Below are 17,611 nucleotides of genomic sequence, written 5' to 3' on the forward strand. Positions count from 1 at the left end.
TGAGAAGTATTCCAAAGCTAGTGCTTTTATTGATGCAATTAGTAAGTTCAGTTAGTCAAGAAATGGTCTTTAGTTCTGCTTTGCTGAACCGTGCACTTTTGAGATATGAAAAATAAAGCAAAACCCAGATTTATATAAATAATTCAATAGTCTTATAAATACTGTACACTCTCTAACTGCTTAATATGAGGCGTAATTTTTCCTGACGTGTTAATCTATATTTTCAATACTTTCTGAAAGGTTTAGTATGCGCTCAGTATTCTTCTTTTTGTTTATTACTTTTTCCTTCAATGCTTATAGTCACCAAGATCCTGAACTCTCGGGTTACGTAGCAGTTAAGGGGGGCAATATTTGGTATCGCCTAAATGGTCGGGGATTTTTAGGCAATAAGCCCGCACTTATTGTGCTACATGGTGGACCGGGCGGTACTCATCGCGGAAACATGCCCTATGTACAACTTGCTGATGCATTTCCTGTCATTCTTTATGATCAATTAGGCTCTGGTAATTCAGATAGGCCTACATCAACATCCAACTGGACAGTTGAGCGTTTTGTTAGTGAAATTTCAGCTATTAAAGCCCACCTAAAGTTGGATCAAATTATTGTTGCAGGCCACAGTTGGGGCGGCACACTTGCCGCAGAATACGCACTACGACAAGTTGAAGGGTTGCAAGGCATTATTTTATCTAGTCCACTCATTAGCACGGCCCAATGGGTTGAAGATAATAACGAATGGCGCAAGCAGCTCCCACAAAAAGTCGAAGCCACTCTACTCAAACATGAAGAGAATGAAACAACGGATCACCCTGAATATCTCGCGGCGTCTGAAGTGTTTTATGACAGCCATATGTGCCGAAAGAAACCATGTCCTCACGGAAATTATCGAATTGGTGATAAAGGCTGGAACCCTGAGCTGTATAAATACATGTGGGGTACAAGTGACTTCTTTGCTTCGGGGACACTTAAGAGCTACAGCATTGAAAGTGAACTCGCAAAAATAAAGACTCCTACCTTGATGATTTGTGGAGAGTTTGATGAGGCAGCACCGCAAAGTTGTCGTAAGTATGCTAACGCGATGCAAACAGCTAAAGTTGTCATTATTCCTGATGCAGGGCATTCAACCATGCGGGAAAATGAAACAATGTACGTTGAAGAAGTGCGTAAGTTCTTGAATACCTTAGTTGTAAACTAATTACTTCGTCATCTCTGGCATTTGGTTATCAATAAAGTTTGCCGAGCCAAGCATGAAGTACTTCTTGCAACAAACCGCTCGGTTGGTTACTATTTTTACGTATTATAAAATATAGCAGTAAGACAGATAATCATGGGCGATGCCGAGAATACTAGACAAAATATATTAGAGATCAGTGCCGATGAAATTCATAAGCATGGTTTTACTGCGACAAGTCTGTCAGTTATTCTGAATCGTTGCTGCATATCTAAAGGTGCGCTATATCATCACTTTAGTAGTAAGCTAGAATTAGGCTATGCCGTTTTTGAAGAAATATTTGCTCCCATGATTCTAGAGTCATGGGAGCCAGCTGTGAGCACTGAAGATCCCATTGAAGGCCTTTGCCAACATTTTATCGATATTTGCAATGAGATGGAGTGTGATGAAATGGTATGTGGCTGTCCATTGAACAATTTGTGTGAAGAAATGGCTAATGTTGATGAAGGCTTTCGTCTGCGAATTTTATCGATGCAAACAAAATTGAATAGTTTGATTGCTTCCGCACTGGAAGATTATCAAGCACATTTACAATCAGGTATCAGTTACAAACAAGTAGCATACTTTATCGTAGCGACATTTCACGGTGCGACCAGTTTAAGTAAGAGCTCAAGAAATAAAGAGCTATTTGAGCAAGTCGTCAATCAGCTTTGTATTTATTTGCGCAGCCTGAAAGCATAATGTTATGCAGGTGATACATTTTCATACATCCGTATACTCTTTATTACGTTTTACACTAAGTTAAAACGTTAAACTATTTCAATGTTGATTACAAACCAGTCGGTCGGTGTTAACATGTGTTACATGAAATACCGGCCGGTCGGTTTATTGTTAATGCGACACGAATCCACATGCTAAAAACGAATACATTGAAGGAATAAACTAATGCGTACAATTGTTTCCCTCGCCTCAGCAGCAATAATAGCTGTTTCACTCTTCGTGAGTTCAGTTGCTGCTGAGGAAATTTCTCCCTATAAAGTGCTAGAAACTACAGGGACTAACTTGTTTGGTCGTATTTCTAATAGCCAAAAAGAGATAGAAAAATTTCCTGAAGTGATGCGCAATATTGTTGAAGACGAATTAATGCCGGCAATCGATTATAAATATGCGGCCTATCGTGTTCTCGGTAAGAATTTGAAAAAGATTACCAAGGAACAACGAAAAAAATTTGTTGAATCAATGCGTTATTATTTGATTCGCACATATGCTAAAGCGTTAACACAATATAGTGATCAACAGGTTGTTTTTGAACCAGAAAAACCGACAGGAAAAAAACGTATTGTTGCGATCAGCACACAAATTATCGATTCTAGCCGACCACCAATTGAGATGGTTTTCAAAATGCGCAAAAACAAGAAAACTCTACAATGGAAGGCGTTTGATATGGTGGTTGAGGGGATTTCACTGTTAGATGCTAAGCAAGCTGAGTTATCAAAAAGGATTGCTAAACATGGTGTGGATCAAGTTTCACTAGAGCTAGCCTCTATCGCAAAGTAAGATAATGGACTCACTATTATATATGGTGAGTACATAATTTTTGAAACTGATAAATAGGCGAATATGCTTCTCACTCCCTTCAACCCACATCGCCTGCTCTAGCTTAATCGAGCCTTGATATAGGTCATGACCTGACAAGACTATCTGCAATAAAATGGTTTTCAATGCAAATAGCAAGGAAAAGTCATGACGGTCAAAGTATGTCAAACAGCGTTGGAAGCTGTTTCAGCAATTGAAGACAACGAGTTTATTTGGACTCATTCGATGGCGGCAACGCCTAGGCTCTTATTTTCAGCGCTAGCTGAACATGCAAAAACTAGGCGAAATCTTACCTTATTACAATTACATACTGAACGTGGCGATGCCCTAGCTGATCCTTCGCTTAAAGGGCATTTACGCCATCGTTGTTATTTTAGTAGTGCAAGCACGCGACCACTATTAGCTAAAGGTGATGCTGATTATGTGCCGGTGTTTTTGTCTGAAGTCCCGAAAATTTTTCGTAACGGCGAGCAAGTTATCGATACTGCAATAGTTCAAGTGTCCCCTCCTGATAAACATGGCATGTGTACGATGGGAGTATCGGTGGAAGCAACTAACTCAGCTTGCCAAGTTGCAAAAAAAATTATTGCACATGTTAATCCCAAAATGCCCCGAACTCATGGTGACGCATTTATATCTTATGATAGGTTTCACAGTGTTTATTGGCAAGAAGATGAGCTACCTAGCCACCCAATGGCAAAACAAGATGATGTGGTTAAAGCAATCGGTGAAAATGTCGCGGCATTGATTAATGATGGTGACTGTTTACAAATGGGCATTGGCGCAATACCTGATGCGGTTTTGTCATGTCTTCACGATAGAAAAGACTTAGGCATTCATACCGAGTTGTTTTCTGACGGTATATTAGATTTAGTCGAAGCGGGTGTGATCAATAACCGCTTGAAAAAAGTACACCCTGGGAAAATCGTAACAGGCTTTGCGCTAGGCACTCAAAGGCTCTACGATTTCGTCGATGATAATCCACAGGTCGCTTTTTTGGACATAGAATACGTCAACGACACATCTATCATCAGAAGGAATGACAACGTTGCTGCCATCAATAGTGCGCTCCAAATTGATTTGTCAGGGCAAATTTGTGCTGATTCCATTGGTACTTCAATCTATTCAGGTGTTGGTGGGCAAATGGATTTTATCCGTGGCGCAAGTTTATCTAAAGGCGGTAAAGCCGTTATTGCTTTACCGTCTACCGCGAGAAATGGTCAACTTTCGCGTATTGTCGCCACATTGGATGCCGGTGCAGGAGTGGTTACCACACGCGCACATGCCCATTATATTGCCACGGAATTCGGCGTAGCGAATTTGCGGGGTAAAAGCCTTAAAGAGCGGGCAGAGGCGTTAATCAGCATCGCACATCCAGACTTTAAAGAGCAATTGTGTAAGCAGTGCTATGAGATTTGGAATATAAGACTATAACGTAAGTATTTGATAACCAATTGTTTAAGGTTCTCAATTAATAGGTAATTTATTGAGGGGCTGGCCTTTAAATTGCTGTCCACACTAAAATAATGAAATTTATAGACTTTCACGCGTTGGTTGTGTTCATGTTAATTGTATGAATGAACTAGCCTAAAATTTTATTAGCAATAGTTGGTTAACGAATTTAGCCCTTTATATTAATCATATAGAGGGCGTTACCTTGAAAATTTGAGCTAGAATCGGTTCACACAATACTGCATTAATCATTATTCTTAATTTTTACAAAAATTTAAGTGCTATTTGTTTGTGGCAAAAATACTAAAAGAGCGAATTTAACCCTTCTTTTATTCCATACCATAAGTAAGGAACACTTAAGTAAGTTAAAAAAATGGAACCTAATGCTGAAGTCCAGCTAACTACGTTTCTAAAAGAGTAACCACTCCTTATTTGATAAAGAGAAATGAAAATCAGAATACAACTAGAATAAAACTGCCAAGCAATATCGTCAGGATGAGCTAGTAAGTAGTACAACGCAAAGGCTGCTGAAATAGCTCCTCCCGCCAAGGTTACGCAAAAATTGAATTCTTCGATACGCTTTTGCCATTTTTTATTGATCATAATACATCCTCCATTAAACTGATCGCGAAAATACTATCATGATTTGATAATGTATTTCTATCTCATTGTTATCATAGTGATTTTTTGTGTTTTTAATTTGGTTATTTGATTTTTACTTAACGTTCTCTACCGCGCGAGAAGATAAAGATAGAGCGAAAGTAACTCTGTGCTCAGTCTAATGACTTGAATAATATGATGAATAACGTTTGGAAAATTTTTCGATATACAAAAGCAAAAAAGCTGCCCTAAGGCAGCTTTTTTTAATTTGGTACGTCCGAGTGAATTCGAATCACCGACCTCATCCATGTCAAGGATGCGCTCTAACCAACTGAGCTACGGACGTAGAGATTTTGTAGTTTTATTTCATAAACGAAAACGGTCTGTCACCAATGTTAATACACAATGCCTTGTGGACAGGAGTGTTTAACGGAGCGCTATGTTAACGACGTCCTGAATTGGTTGCAAGTGGTTTTAAGCATTTAATATGATAATTTTGACTGATTGGTTAATTTAACATCAAAGAAAGCATTTAATTCAAGTTATTTGAAATGAACCCAATAATTTTTAACGTTTTTGTTACTTATTTAGCTAAACTATAGGTGTCAATCAATCTAACGAAGATTAGAGCGAAAGAAAGCCTAGATTTTAAAAATTGAAAAGGGATAAACAAATGAATAAGAAGTCATTCTTGAGCTTGTCGATGGCCTTGCTGTTTACAACGAATGCTACTGCGTTTGAGTCGGTTAATGGAAAAGCGTTAATTGGGCAAACATACGGGGGAGTACATTATAGCTATTTTTCCGTAGATGAAGATCGTTTAGCTATCGATGGCATTGAAAACTCATATTTAAATGATGGAGACGGCCTTGGTTTAGAGTTGGGCTATCGATTGTCTGAATTTAACGAGTTAAGAATACAGTATACAGATATGTCGATAGACGCAGGGAACAGTAACTTTGGCGACAAAGATGGCTCTCTTTTTGGAATTGATGTTTTACACTTTTTACAACATCAAAATTTATATGTTCTAGGTGGATTTAAAGAAATCGATTTAGATGAAGAAGAGTTAACGATGAATATTGGTGCGGGTTTCCGCCATCATTTCAATGAGAGGTTTGCAGCCTACGTTGAAGCTAAAGGGCATTATCAATTTGATGAAGGTGAGAGAGACTTTAGTGCATCGTTAGGCTTGATTTACTATTTTGGTACCAACAGTGCTAAGCCTGTTGCTAAAAGTGCGCCAGCAAAAGTTACGCCGGTTAAGCAGGAAGTGTCTCCAGTGGTTAAGGATTCTGATGGCGACGGTGTTATAGATAGTGAAGATCAATGCGCTCAAACACCGATGTCAGATAAGGTTGATGAAAACGGTTGTACGATGTTTACCGAAGAAACTTCAACCATGGAATTAAAGATTAATTTTGATAACAACAAAACTGAAATCAAAACTGATTATCTTTCAGAGGTTGAACGTGCTGTAAACTTCCTTGAGACATATAAGCATGTAAACCTTACTATTGAAGGACATACTTCTGCTCAAGGTAATGCGAAGTACAATAAAGAACTGTCAATGAAGCGAGCAACGGCTGTGGTAGATATGCTTGTAAATCAATATGGTATTAACGCATCAAGACTGACGGCTGTAGGCTATGGTGAAGAGCAGTTATTAAACCTTGAAAATAACGCTCAAGCCCATGCTGATAACAGAAGAATTAAAGCGAAAGTCTCTGTGGTGAATAAGGTTGCAGTGAAAAAATAGCCCTCCTTATGTTCTAATTAAAAAAGCTGACTTCAAGTCGGCTTTTTTAATTAATTATTCAATATCATTTGATATGACTTTAGTTAGCAGCCTGCAAGTCAAATCTACGTTGAACGATTTTTAAACGCCATGCTAGAAATACTGCTGCAGTAGACAAGCCAGAGATAAATCCGATCCAAAAACCCGAAGCGCCAATTGGCTCAATTACCCAGTCAGTTATCCCTAAGACTAAGCCAATGGATAGTCCAACACCCCAATATGATACAAAAGTGATAATAAGAATCGATGTGGTGTCTTTGTAACCTCGCAAAGCTCCCGCAGATATCACTTGAATGGCATCGGAGAACTGAAATAGAGCGGCTAAAAACATTAAGCTAGCTGCCAATTCAACAACAACAGAATCAGTGGTGTAAATGCTGGCAATCTGTGCTTTAAACGTTAAGGTTAAAGCTGCGGTAATCACGGCAATGAGTAGCCCTAATGTAACCGAGTGCTTACATATCGCTTTGGCTTCATCGTGGTTATTTTTACCGACAGCAAAGCCGACTTTGATTGTCACTGCCATCGCTAAACTTAATGGCACCATAAACACTAAGCCTGAAAAGTTGATCGCAATTTGATGACTCGCGACAATTTCAGCTCCTAGTGGTGCTAAAATAATGGCTACGGCTGCAAATAGACTCACTTCAAATAATAAAGAAAATGCAATAGGTAGTCCCACCGTTAATATGCCCTTTATGTCTTGCCAATGCGGCCAATATATTTTTTCAAATAAGGTTGCATGTTTTAGGTGCTTTGAAAAGTAAACATAAACCAGCATGCCAATGAACATTACCCAATAAACAAGTGCGGTAGCCACCCCACAACCTGCACCGCCTAAAGCCGGCATGCCAAACTTACCGTAAATAAAAATGTAGTTTGCAGGGATATTGATCAATAGCCCAAGAATACTGATGATCATGGTAGGGCGGGTGTGAGATAGTCCTTCAGAGTAATTTCGCAATACTAAATATAAACAAAAGGCTGGGCCGCCCCATACAATATAGTCGAGATAATCAAACATCAGTGATTTTAACTCGGACTCCATCGGTACCTTGTCATATATTTGCCCTGAAACCATAGAATTTAAAGCAATGACCATTAGTGCCAGAATCAACCCTATCCAAGCGGTTTGAAAAGTCGCATTGGCAACTTTGTTAAAAGCCTTAGCGCCTGAGTATTGAGATACTATGGCGGCGAGTGCCATCATGATACCGGAAATTGTCAGAATGATAGGTAGCCAAACACTACTGGCTACAGCAACAGCGGCCATATCTGTTGCGCTCACCCGTCCGGCCATCACTGTATCAGCGAAGCCCATTAAATTTTGAATCAACTGTGCGATCAAAATAGGATAGGCAAGCTTCATTAAGCTTTTAGTCTGTGTGATGAAATTGTACTGCTGCATGAGATTGGCGTGGCCTAATATTTTAACTGTGTTTACAATACGATAATTGAATTGAAACGTGGATATTATATGTTTACGGGTATTGTACAGTCAGTTGCAACAGTTTTCTCTGTTAATACAAAAAATAACTTAGCTAAATTTGTAATTGAAGTTGAAAAGCAACAGGCTCAAGCACTTGAGTTGGGAGCAAGTATCGCTATCAACGGGGTTTGTTTAACTGTCGTACAAAGCGACCAAATTGATGATGATAGATATCACCTACAATTTGATGTTATCGATGAAACTTTAAGGGTGACAAATTTAGCCGAGATAAAAGCGCGTGATGCAGTTAACTTTGAACGCTCTTTAAAAGTGGGGGACGAAGTAGGAGGGCATTACCTTTCTGGCCATATCCATGTTCAAGCCGCACTTACTTCTATCGTTCAAACACCTGAAAATACCTGCCTTGAATTTCAACTAGACAATGAAAAAAACGGTGACTTTAGTCAGTATTTATTTGATAAGGGGTTTATTGCCATTAATGGCACGAGCTTGACGCTAGGAATAGTTGAAGAAAACAAGTTTAAAGTGCATTTAATTCCTGAAACGTTATCACGTACTAATTTAGGCGACCTTCAGCTAACCGATAATGTTAATATCGAGTTTGATCAACAAACCATGACCATTGTTAAAACGATTGAACGAATGAACTTACAAAATCGAATGTCTGTATCTTAGAAAACCTGTTCGTCATCCGCATCAACAGCTAATTTAATTTTTTGCTGGTACTCGTCTATGTGCATGTTTAAATGGATATCGCAGCAACAAGCAGGGCACTCTTCATAATAATCTTGATCGCCGCTAGTGGTGTCTAAAGTAATATGAATATGGTGCCCGCAATGAGGACATTCTATGCGTTCTTGCTTTATATCTTGGAGCATTTTGCCTCCTAGATTGAGTGCGCTTACGATTAAGTATGGCGTTTTTTTTTCAAATTTCGAGTAGTAAAAAGGTATTGTTTGATATCGATTAATTTTTACTTAGTTATTAACGTTTTATATTAATCGTTAATGAAAACTCATCGACAATATGCGCTGCATAATCGCTTTAGCTTGTTCGATATAAACGCCGCCAAACAAATTCGCATGATTTAACACATGATAAAAATTATAGATTTGTTTACGTTGTTCATAATGTTTTGGCAACGGATATTGCTCTTCGTATCCTTGATAAAAAGCTGCCGGGAATTGCCCAAATAGCTCTGTCATCGCAATGTCAGCCTCTCTATCGCCGTAGTAACTAGCGGGATCAAAGATTGTCGGGCCGCTGTTAGTAAATCCAACATTTCCTTGCCACAGATCACCGTGAATTAAGCAAGGCGATACGCGGTGATGTTGAAGTCCATCGTGACACATTTGACTGATATGCTCTATATCGCCAAGCCGAATCGATTTCTCACTCAACAGCTGCAGTTGCCAAGCGATACGTTGTTCTGCGAAAAAAACGCTCCAGTTACTAGACCATGCATTGGGTTGCAAGTTTGAGCCAATATAATTGTCTTCATCCCAGCCAAATTGACCGTGCTGTGATTGTTTGTGCATTATTGCGAGTTGTTGGCCCAACTCAAACCATTGCTCATTATTAGCTGAGATGAGATCGAGCATTTCTAATACCAAAAAACTTTTATCTAATGTTTCACCATAACAAATTGGCATAGGGCTATGAAATGGACTCTGTGCATTAATTTGTTGTAGTGCAAACGCTTCAGCTTCAAACAAGGAAAGGTTTTGTTTGTCATTTATTTTGACGAAAAACTGCTGGGTAGAATTTGTCAGACTATAGCTTAGGTTAATGTCTCCACCTGTGATTACGGCCTTGTCATTAATATGAAAGTCCGTGTTTGTTGCTTGAGATATTGCCTGTTCAATATGATTCCACATAGCATAGCCTTTTGTGCACCAAACATGTTTTATGCGCTATCCATATTATAGTCTATAAGAGAATTAAGGTTGCCTTGGCAACTCTTTTATATGTTGAAGGTCAAATGCTTGCCAACGTGATTTGGGTAATTGTGATTTGATGTTCATGATCGTGCTAAGCATCGAGTCTAATGCGAGTTGGTTTAAGACAGAAAGGGGAATATCTCCCTTTGGATTAACACGTAACGTGTAGTCGATACGTTGTAGTCCGTTTTCAGCAAGTGGCGTAATAAGCCAGCGGGCTTCTTCTACTTTCATTTGAATTGAACCATGTTTCTCAGTCGCATGTGTACCTGCATCTTTAGAAATAATCTCAATACTAAAATCATCATGTTGAACTATTTTCGATTGCAAAACCATATGCCTAGGCTGTGATGGCCAAATGCTCGAAAAATAGGTCACAAAAACATTCTCGTGTTGGTTAACTTGCCTAATGATTTTACTTTCATAAGCATTCTCCAGCCAAGAAGGGATGTTTTCTGTGTCTTGAATAAATAATAAAAAACCAGACAGCGAAGATTTGACGGTAAATTGCGCTTTTATGTTGATATTTTCATCATTCGTTGAATCGTTGGCTTTGCTATTATAGATATAATAAAAAAGATGAATATCATCTTGTTTTTTCCATAATTCCCAAGGAGTAATTGTTGATGAGCTGTCAGAAGCATTTATAAAAAAAGAGCTGAAAATGATGAAAAAAAGAAAGATTGGTTGAAATATAGTGTTTTTCTTCAAAATAAACTTCTCTGGCATTGCATTGTCATTAGATATTTCCTATATTTCCGAGCTTATTACTATTACACCACAATCTACTGTTAAAGTAGATACTATTAAACAAGCGGCATCTTGTATGTGTCGCCACTGTATAAAGGAAAATTCATGCCCGTAATTTCTCTCCCTGACGGAAGTCAACGCTCTTTTGAACAAGCAATATCTGTAATGGATGTTGCAGCCGATATCGGACCAGGACTAGCTAAAGCGACCATTGCTGGTCGAATCAATGGTACCTTAGTTGATGCGTGTGAACTAATCACCGAAGACGCTGACCTTCAGTTAATTACCAGCAAAGACGAAGAAGGGCTTGAGATCATTCGCCATTCTTGTGCACATTTATTGGGCCACGCGATTAAGCAATTATGGCCAGATACAAAAATGGCGATAGGTCCTACGATTGACAATGGTTTTTATTATGACGTTGACTTAGAACACAACATTTCGGAAGACGATTTAGCTAAGCTTGAAAAGCAAATGACGACATTGGCGCGCACGGGCTATCAAGTGATAAAGAAAACCGGCACATGGCAAGATGCTTACGACGCATTTACTGAACGCGGTGAAACATACAAATTAGAAATTTTAGACGAAAATATTGCTAAAACAGATACCCCAGCGTTGTATCACCATCAAGAATATATCGACATGTGTCGTGGTCCTCACGTGCCAAGCATGCGTCATTGTCATCATTTTAAATTGATGAAGGTTGCAGGCGCTTATTGGCGTGGTAACTCGGACAACAAAATGTTGCAACGTATATATGGCACAGCATGGGCTGATAAAAAACAGCTTAAAGCATACATTCAACGTTTAGCGGAAGCTGAAAAACGTGATCACCGAAAAATTGGTAAAACGTTAGATTTATTCCACTGGCAAGAAGAAGCGCCAGGCATGGTATTTTGGCATAACGACGGTTGGACTATTTACACTGAATTAGAAAAATTTGTTCGTGAAAAACTTCATGAATATGATTATGACGAAGTAAAAGGTCCATTGATGATGGACAGAGTACTTTGGGAAAAATCAGGTCATTGGGAAAAATATGGTGATGCCATGTTTACAACTGAGTCTGAAAAGCGTGAATACGCTATTAAACCTATGAACTGCCCTGGTCACGTTCAAATTTTTAACCAAGGCTTAAAATCATACAGGGATTTACCGTTACGTATGGGAGAGTTTGGGTGTTGTCATCGTAATGAGCCTTCAGGCTCGCTACATGGCTTAATGCGTGTTCGTGGCTTTACTCAAGATGATGCACATATTTTCTGTACAGAAGAGCAAGTGCAAGACGAAGTGAGCGAATGCATTAAGATGGTTTACGATGTATACAAAACATTTGGTTTTGAAGACATTATTGTTAAATTGTCGACACGTCCTGAAAAACGTATTGGCTCAGATGAAATCTGGGACAAAGCCGAGCAAGGGCTTGCAAATGCGCTTGATAACATGGGCATCCAGTTTGACTATTTACCAGGTGAAGGTGCTTTCTACGGGCCGAAAATTGAATTCACTCTACAAGACTGTTTAGGTCGTAATTGGCAGTGCGGTACGGTACAATTAGACTTCGCTCTTCCTGGCCGTTTAGATGCGTCATACATTGGTGAAGATGGTGAAAAACATGTTCCAGTGATGATCCATCGCGCGATTTTAGGATCTCTTGAACGTTTTATTGGTATTTTAATCGAGGAATATACGGGTAAATTCCCAACTTGGTTATCGCCAATTCAAGCAACTGTGATGAATATTACCGACAAACAGGGTGAATATTGTGAAAAAGTTGTTAAAAAACTAAAAGAAAATGGATTTAGAGCAAAAGTAGACTTGAGAAATGAGAAGATAGGCTTTAAAATCCGCGAGCATACATTAAAGCGTGTTCCATACTTGTTAGTCGTAGGCGACAAAGAAATGGAAAGCGGCGAAATTGCTATTCGCACACGCAGTGGTGAAGATTTAGGTAAAATGTCTGTGGACGACTTCGTAGCTAAGCTATCTGAAGAAGTCAACTCACGGGTATAACGCATTACAGCTCAGGCACAACAATAAGGTTTGTGTCTGGTTTTATTAAGTTCTTTGGAGGAACAGACTATTAAAGGTGGTCAAAGAGGCGGTCAAAAAGAGCCGGCACATCGTTTAAACGAGTTAATTACGGGTACGGAAGTACGTTTAGTTGGTTTAGAAGGTGAGCCTATTGGGATTGTTTCGTTAAACGAAGCAATGGATCAAGCTGATAAGGCAGGTGTTGATCTCGTAGAGCTCAGTCCAACTGCTAAACCTCCAGTTTGTCGAATCATGGATTACGGCAAGTTCCTTTATGAGAAATCTAAGGAACAGAAAGAACAGCGTAAAAAGCAGAAACAAATACAGGTTAAGGAAATTAAATTCCGTCCTGGTACAGATGAAGGCGATTATCAAGTTAAATTACGTAACTTGAGACGCTTTTTAGAAGGTGGTGACAAGGCTAAGGTAACATTACGTTTCCGCGGTCGTGAAATGGCCCACCAAGAGTTGGGTCTAGACCTACTAAATCGTGTTAAAAAGGATTTAGAAGATTTGGCGACATGTGAATCCTTCCCTAGAAGGGTTGAAGGTCGTCAAATGATTATGGTTCTAGCACCAATTAAGCGATAATATTTGGGTAAAATGAAAGTAGTCAGTTGAATTTATTCACATTGGCTCACCTGTATTATCGAATACACGGGTAATTGAGGCCTGCAAGTAAAGTCCGTTATGTTTTATTAAGTTAATTCATAAATGAGAATTTCGCCCTAATTGCTAAATATTAATGGCAATTACTTACTCATTTGAGTGATGTAATGAATGTGGAGTTATATTCATGCCTAAAATGAAAACAAACAAAGGTGCTGCAAAGCGCTTTAAGCCAACAGCTAACGGCTACAAGTTCAAACAAGCTGGTCTTCGTCATATCTTGACTAAGCGCCGTACTAAAGTTAAGCGTCACTTACGTGCTAAGTGTCAAATCGCTGCTTCTGACATTAAGTCAGTTAAAAAACTTTTACGTCACGCATAGGAGATATCGAAAATGGCAAGAGTAAAACGCGGTGTTGTAGCACGCGCACGTCATAAAAAAGTTCTAAAGCAAGCTAAAGGTTACTACGGTGCTCGTAGTCGCGTTTATCGCGTTGCTTTCCAAGCTGTTACTAAAGCTGGCCAATACGCTTACCGTGACCGTCGTCAACGTAAACGTCAATTCCGTCAACTTTGGATTGCTCGTATCAACGCAGCATCTCGTCAAAATGGTTTATCTTACAGTCGTTTCATCAACGGTCTTAAGAAAGCATCTATCGAGATTGATCGTAAGATCTTAGCTGATATCGCTGTATACGATAAAGCAGCTTTCTCTGTATTAGTTGAAAAAGCAAACGCTGCTTTAGCATAATACAGACTGAAAACTTTGGATAAGGACGCATTAGCGTCCTTTTCTTTTTCTGAAAATATTCTTTTGCGTTATTGCATTTTTATGTGACGTCAAAAGTGCTCATTTATACCTATAAATTCCGCGCTTTTTTCTTACTTAAAAATACACTAACATCAAAATAATTATTCTCGGAGTTTTCATTAAATGTAGCGAATGATATTTACTTATTGATTAGATCTTATTCGCTACCATTAATGTTTTATTATTTGAAGGCCTAAAAAGATGAGTCTTGCTGATCAAGTTTTAGCGGTTAATAACGATTTACCGATACGTACTGACAAACCTGTCCATAGCGGAAAAGTTCGCTCCGTTTATTGGTTAACTAACAGTGACAGTAAACGACTCATTAAAGAAAAAGGCTATGATGTCCCCAGTGATACACCTCTGGCAATTATGGTCATTAGTGATCGAATTTCAGCGTTTGATTGTATTTGGCAAGGCGAGGGTGGAATGCGCGGTGTGCCGGGTAAAGGTGCAGCACTAAACGCCATTTCTAATTACTGGTTCAGTTTGTTTAAAGCCCAGGGTTTGGCCGATTCTCATATCCTTGATATTCCGCACCCTTTTATTTGGATTGTACAAAAAGCCAAACCAGTGATGATTGAGGCAATATGCCGTCAGTATATTACTGGTTCAATGTGGCGAGCGTATACCAAAGGCGAACGAAACTTTTGTGGCATTGAGTTACCCGAAGGCTTGGAAAAAGACAGTAAATTACCAGAATTACTTCAAACGCCTTCAACTAAAGGGATTTTAACCGGTATCCCAGGTGTTCCTGCTGTTGATGACGTTAATATTACGCGTCAGAATATTGAAGATAATTATGAGGCTTTTAACTTTAAGTCTAAAGATGACATTGCTTTGTATGAAAAATTGCTGAAAGAAGGCTTTGACGTTATCTCAGGCGCTTTAGAAAAAATAGGACAAATCTTTATCGATACCAAGTTTGAATTTGGCTATGTTAAAGACACTAACGGGCAAGACAAATTAATTTATATGGATGAAGTAGGTACACCTGATTCTTCGCGTATTTGGGATGGAGAAGAATATCGCAAAGGTCACGTTGTTGAAAACTCGAAAGAAGGCTTCCGTCAGTTATTGCTTAAGCACTTCCCGGATCCAGATATCTTATTAAACAAGGATCGAATGGATGAACGAACTGCACTAGCTCGTGATAATGAGTTACCGGCAGACGTATTGATGCAAGTATCTAAAACTTATACAGATATTGCGGAGAAAATTACCGGTGAAAAAATCACTTTAAGCGATAACCCGAAAGCAGAAATTATCGATATTTTAAAAGTACAATATCAATTGATTGATTAACTACTAGTTATATCTGTTGCAATAAAAAGCCCAATGATGATTCATTGGGCTTTTTATTTCTGGGCTATTATCAAATAATGATTAAACTATCTCGGCTAACAGTTTACTTGGTGTAGAAATAAATAATTGAAATGCTAACGGCTCATGAAGTAATGCTTCGTCAACGTTATATTCAACAAAACCACTGTGTTCGAAAAAGGTAGCGACTTGCTCCGCTGACATATCTTCTTTTTCCAAAGATAGTGACTCATAATAGGTTTTTGCCGATTGCTCTTCACAATCTTGTGCATCAACAAACATCTTCATCGGCATCGACAATGCCGTTACTGATTGAACTTTAGGGTATTTCTTGGCGATTTCTGCAAGCATCAACTTCGCGACACCTTGATTTCTGTACTCTGGCACAACGCTGATTGCTTCAAGCATAATGTGGGTTTTAGATTTTTTAATATCTGCTGTTATGTCTAGCGATTTGCACAAGTCAGCAGATAGGTTTTGTCCTTTAAAGTACAAGTTTAATGGCAGTTCCCAATCTGTCGCTTCGTCATCTGATTCAATTAATGCATAGCTTTTTAATGCATCACGATGTTTATTTAAGGTGATAAGTTCGATTTCTGCTTTAGCGATAATTTCGTTATTTTCGTTTAAAACGTTTGCTTCTTGTATTAATTGCCAATCAAATGATGATTTGATTTCTGGTTTGCTAAATTCAATAGTGAAATTCATTCTGTATTCAAACTTGCAGCAAATGTGTGCAAATTATGCCTTTCATGTTGGTGGATTTTCGAAATGCACAGCAGCAATAAATACTGCGCTTGTATCGAAGAAAAAGAGTATTTTATCACCATAGCATACAAACATTGAATGAATTTAGTTCTGAAAGCGCTATTTTTGTTTCTCCAACGTAAATAAAACCGGCTACTTTTAGTTATTTTTAATCCTGAAAAACTAAAATCATTTCATTAACTATTTTAAACTTGAATTAAAATCAATTCTTTTAGCTAAATCGACGATTTACGCTACATTTCATTCGGATAATTGTGTAGAATTATCCGCCATTTTTGACGTAATTAATCAAGTCTAACCCAAGCATTTATGCTTTAGAGGAAATCATGAATTTAGACGATATCATTTTGCAGGCAGAACAAGCTGTTGCTGCTGCATCAGATCCGACAGCCTTAGATGCTGTGCGCGTGAACTTTTTGGGTAAAAAAGGTCTATTAACCGAGCAGATGAAACAGCTGGGTAAGCTTCCAAAAGAAGAAAAGCCAAAAGCAGGACAGCTTATCAATGTTGCCAAGCAACAAGTTCAGAAACTCATTAACGAACGTGGTGCGTTATTGCGCGCAGAAGAAATTAAGCAAAAATTAGCTGCAGAATCGATTGATGTAACATTGCCTGGTAACACCAATGAACTTGGCGGTTTACACCCTGTTACACGCACTATCGAGCGCATTCAGAGTTTCTTTGGTGAGTTAGGCTTTGAAGTAAAAGCCGGTCCAGAAGTCGAGGATGATTTTCATAACTTCGATGCGCTAAACATTCCTGAGCACCATCCAGCACGTGCGGATCACGATACGTTTTACTTCAATCCTAAATTAGTATTAAGAACACAAACATCAGGTGTTCAAATTCGTACTATGGAAACGGAAAAGCCACCTTTACGAATTATTTCTCCTGGACGTGTATACCGCAACGACTACGACCAAACACATACGCCAATGTTCCATCAAGTGGAAGGGTTGATGGTGGATAAAGACGTAAGCTTTACGCACTTAAAAGGCATTTTGCACGATTTCTTGCATAACTTCTTTGAAGAAGATTTAGAAATTCGTTTCAGACCATCATACTTCCCGTTCACTGAGCCTTCTGCCGAAGTTGACGTCATGGGCAAAAACGGCAAATGGTTGGAAGTATTAGGGTGCGGCATGGTGCATCCAAATGTATTACGCTCTGTGGGAATTGATCCTGAAATTTATACGGGTTTTGCCTTTGGTATGGGCGTTGAGCGTTTATCAATGCTTCGTTACGGCGTAAATGATTTACGTTCGTTCTTTGAAAACGACGTTCGTTTTTTGAAACAGTTTAAGTAGGA

The 17,611-nt window shown here is 38.8% G+C and carries 18 protein-coding genes and 1 tRNA gene; 12 read left to right on the forward strand and 7 right to left on the reverse strand.

The annotated features are described in order from the left end of the window. Nucleotides 1–247: 247 nt before the first annotated feature. The 4 genes from QUE03_RS07985 (at nucleotide 248) to QUE03_RS08000 (ending at nucleotide 4,198) form a co-directional block, all read left to right on the forward strand. On the forward strand, nucleotides 248–1,192 hold the full coding sequence (locus QUE03_RS07985; RefSeq protein ID WP_286266881.1) for a proline iminopeptidase-family hydrolase: 945 nt from the start codon (nucleotides 248–250) through the stop codon (nucleotides 1,190–1,192). Between the two features lie 132 nt (nucleotides 1,193–1,324). Beyond that, nucleotides 1,325–1,909, forward strand: a complete 585-nt coding sequence (locus QUE03_RS07990) for a TetR/AcrR family transcriptional regulator (protein WP_286266883.1) — start codon at nucleotides 1,325–1,327, stop codon at nucleotides 1,907–1,909. 204 nt (nucleotides 1,910–2,113) lie between these two features. Continuing rightward, complete coding sequence (locus QUE03_RS07995; protein WP_286266885.1) at nucleotides 2,114–2,725, forward strand: MlaC/ttg2D family ABC transporter substrate-binding protein; 612 nt, start codon at nucleotides 2,114–2,116, stop codon at nucleotides 2,723–2,725. A gap of 186 nt (nucleotides 2,726–2,911) precedes the next feature. After that, nucleotides 2,912–4,198 carry an acetyl-CoA hydrolase/transferase family protein gene (locus QUE03_RS08000; protein ID WP_286266887.1) on the forward strand — a complete coding sequence of 429 codons (1,287 nt, stop codon included), beginning with the start codon at nucleotides 2,912–2,914 and terminating at the stop codon, nucleotides 4,196–4,198. Nucleotides 4,199–4,519: 321 nt separating this feature from the next. On the opposite strand, the gene QUE03_RS08005 is transcribed toward QUE03_RS08000, so the two are convergent. Both QUE03_RS08005 and QUE03_RS08010 read right to left on the reverse strand, forming a co-directional pair. Beyond that, nucleotides 4,520–4,819 (reverse strand): hypothetical protein, encoded by a 300-nt coding sequence (locus tag QUE03_RS08005; protein ID WP_286266889.1) that lies wholly within the window; start codon nucleotides 4,817–4,819, stop codon nucleotides 4,520–4,522. A 266-nt stretch (nucleotides 4,820–5,085) separates the two neighbouring features. Next, nucleotides 5,086–5,162: transfer RNA gene (locus tag QUE03_RS08010), tRNA-Val, on the reverse strand. A gap of 327 nt (nucleotides 5,163–5,489) precedes the next feature. Here QUE03_RS08010 and QUE03_RS08015 point away from each other — a divergent pair. After that, the gene (locus QUE03_RS08015; protein ID WP_286266891.1) at nucleotides 5,490–6,575 is read left to right on the forward strand and encodes an OmpA family protein; all 1,086 of its coding nucleotides are present in this window, start codon (nucleotides 5,490–5,492) and stop codon (nucleotides 6,573–6,575) included. Nucleotides 6,576–6,654: 79 nt separating this feature from the next. Here QUE03_RS08015 and QUE03_RS08020 read toward each other — a convergent pair whose 3' ends face one another. Beyond that, a complete protein-coding gene (locus QUE03_RS08020; protein ID WP_286266892.1) occupies nucleotides 6,655–8,022 on the reverse strand; it encodes an MATE family efflux transporter in 1,368 nt (455 codons plus the stop codon). A 69-nt stretch (nucleotides 8,023–8,091) separates the two neighbouring features. On the opposite strand from QUE03_RS08020, the gene QUE03_RS08025 reads away from it, so the two are divergent. Then, on the forward strand, nucleotides 8,092–8,739 hold the full coding sequence (locus QUE03_RS08025; RefSeq protein ID WP_286266894.1) for a riboflavin synthase subunit alpha: 648 nt from the start codon (nucleotides 8,092–8,094) through the stop codon (nucleotides 8,737–8,739). On the opposite strand, the gene QUE03_RS08030 is transcribed toward QUE03_RS08025, so the two are convergent. From QUE03_RS08030 to QUE03_RS08040, 3 genes are all read right to left on the reverse strand, one after another. Beyond that, entirely contained in the window at nucleotides 8,736–8,942 is a 207-nt protein-coding gene (locus tag QUE03_RS08030) for a CPXCG motif-containing cysteine-rich protein (protein ID WP_286266896.1), read from the reverse strand. The two genes, QUE03_RS08025 and QUE03_RS08030, sit on opposite strands and share 4 nt — an antisense overlap. A gap of 126 nt (nucleotides 8,943–9,068) precedes the next feature. Then, nucleotides 9,069–9,941: a fructosamine kinase family protein gene (locus QUE03_RS08035; RefSeq protein WP_286266898.1), complete on the reverse strand. Its 873-nt coding sequence runs from the start codon at nucleotides 9,939–9,941 to the stop codon at nucleotides 9,069–9,071. Between the two features lie 63 nt (nucleotides 9,942–10,004). Further along, complete coding sequence (locus QUE03_RS08040) at nucleotides 10,005–10,733, reverse strand: START domain-containing protein (protein WP_286266900.1); 729 nt, start codon at nucleotides 10,731–10,733, stop codon at nucleotides 10,005–10,007. Nucleotides 10,734–10,859: 126 nt separating this feature from the next. Between QUE03_RS08040 and thrS the strand changes: the two genes are divergently transcribed. The 5 genes from thrS to QUE03_RS08065 all read left to right on the forward strand — a co-directional run bounded on the left by thrS (nucleotide 10,860) and on the right by QUE03_RS08065 (nucleotide 15,516). Then, nucleotides 10,860–12,770, forward strand: coding sequence for a threonine--tRNA ligase (thrS, locus tag QUE03_RS08045; protein ID WP_286266902.1), 1,911 nt, complete (start codon nucleotides 10,860–10,862; stop codon nucleotides 12,768–12,770). A 54-nt stretch (nucleotides 12,771–12,824) separates the two neighbouring features. Continuing rightward, nucleotides 12,825–13,382, forward strand: coding sequence for a translation initiation factor IF-3 (gene infC, locus QUE03_RS08050; RefSeq protein ID WP_286266904.1), 558 nt, complete (start codon nucleotides 12,825–12,827; stop codon nucleotides 13,380–13,382). A 205-nt stretch (nucleotides 13,383–13,587) separates the two neighbouring features. Then, the gene (rpmI, locus tag QUE03_RS08055; RefSeq protein WP_169075772.1) at nucleotides 13,588–13,782 is read left to right on the forward strand and encodes a 50S ribosomal protein L35; all 195 of its coding nucleotides are present in this window, start codon (nucleotides 13,588–13,590) and stop codon (nucleotides 13,780–13,782) included. A 12-nt stretch (nucleotides 13,783–13,794) separates the two neighbouring features. Next, a complete protein-coding gene (rplT, locus tag QUE03_RS08060) occupies nucleotides 13,795–14,151 on the forward strand; it encodes a 50S ribosomal protein L20 (RefSeq protein ID WP_286266909.1) in 357 nt (118 codons plus the stop codon). A 261-nt stretch (nucleotides 14,152–14,412) separates the two neighbouring features. Further along, nucleotides 14,413–15,516, forward strand: a complete 1,104-nt coding sequence (locus QUE03_RS08065) for a phosphoribosylaminoimidazolesuccinocarboxamide synthase (protein WP_286266912.1) — start codon at nucleotides 14,413–14,415, stop codon at nucleotides 15,514–15,516. Nucleotides 15,517–15,597: 81 nt separating this feature from the next. On the opposite strand, the gene QUE03_RS08070 is transcribed toward QUE03_RS08065, so the two are convergent. Beyond that, nucleotides 15,598–16,242, reverse strand: coding sequence for a GNAT family N-acetyltransferase (locus QUE03_RS08070; protein WP_286266914.1), 645 nt, complete (start codon nucleotides 16,240–16,242; stop codon nucleotides 15,598–15,600). Between the two features lie 386 nt (nucleotides 16,243–16,628). Here QUE03_RS08070 and pheS point away from each other — a divergent pair, with 386 nt between their 5' ends. Further along, nucleotides 16,629–17,609, forward strand: coding sequence for a phenylalanine--tRNA ligase subunit alpha (gene pheS / locus QUE03_RS08075; protein ID WP_434019919.1), 981 nt, complete (start codon nucleotides 16,629–16,631; stop codon nucleotides 17,607–17,609). The last annotated feature ends 2 nt before the right edge of the window (nucleotides 17,610–17,611 follow it).

It is taken from the genome of Thalassotalea atypica, from assembly GCF_030295975.1.
Taxonomy (GTDB): Bacteria; Pseudomonadota; Gammaproteobacteria; order Enterobacterales; family Alteromonadaceae; genus Thalassotalea_F; species Thalassotalea_F atypica.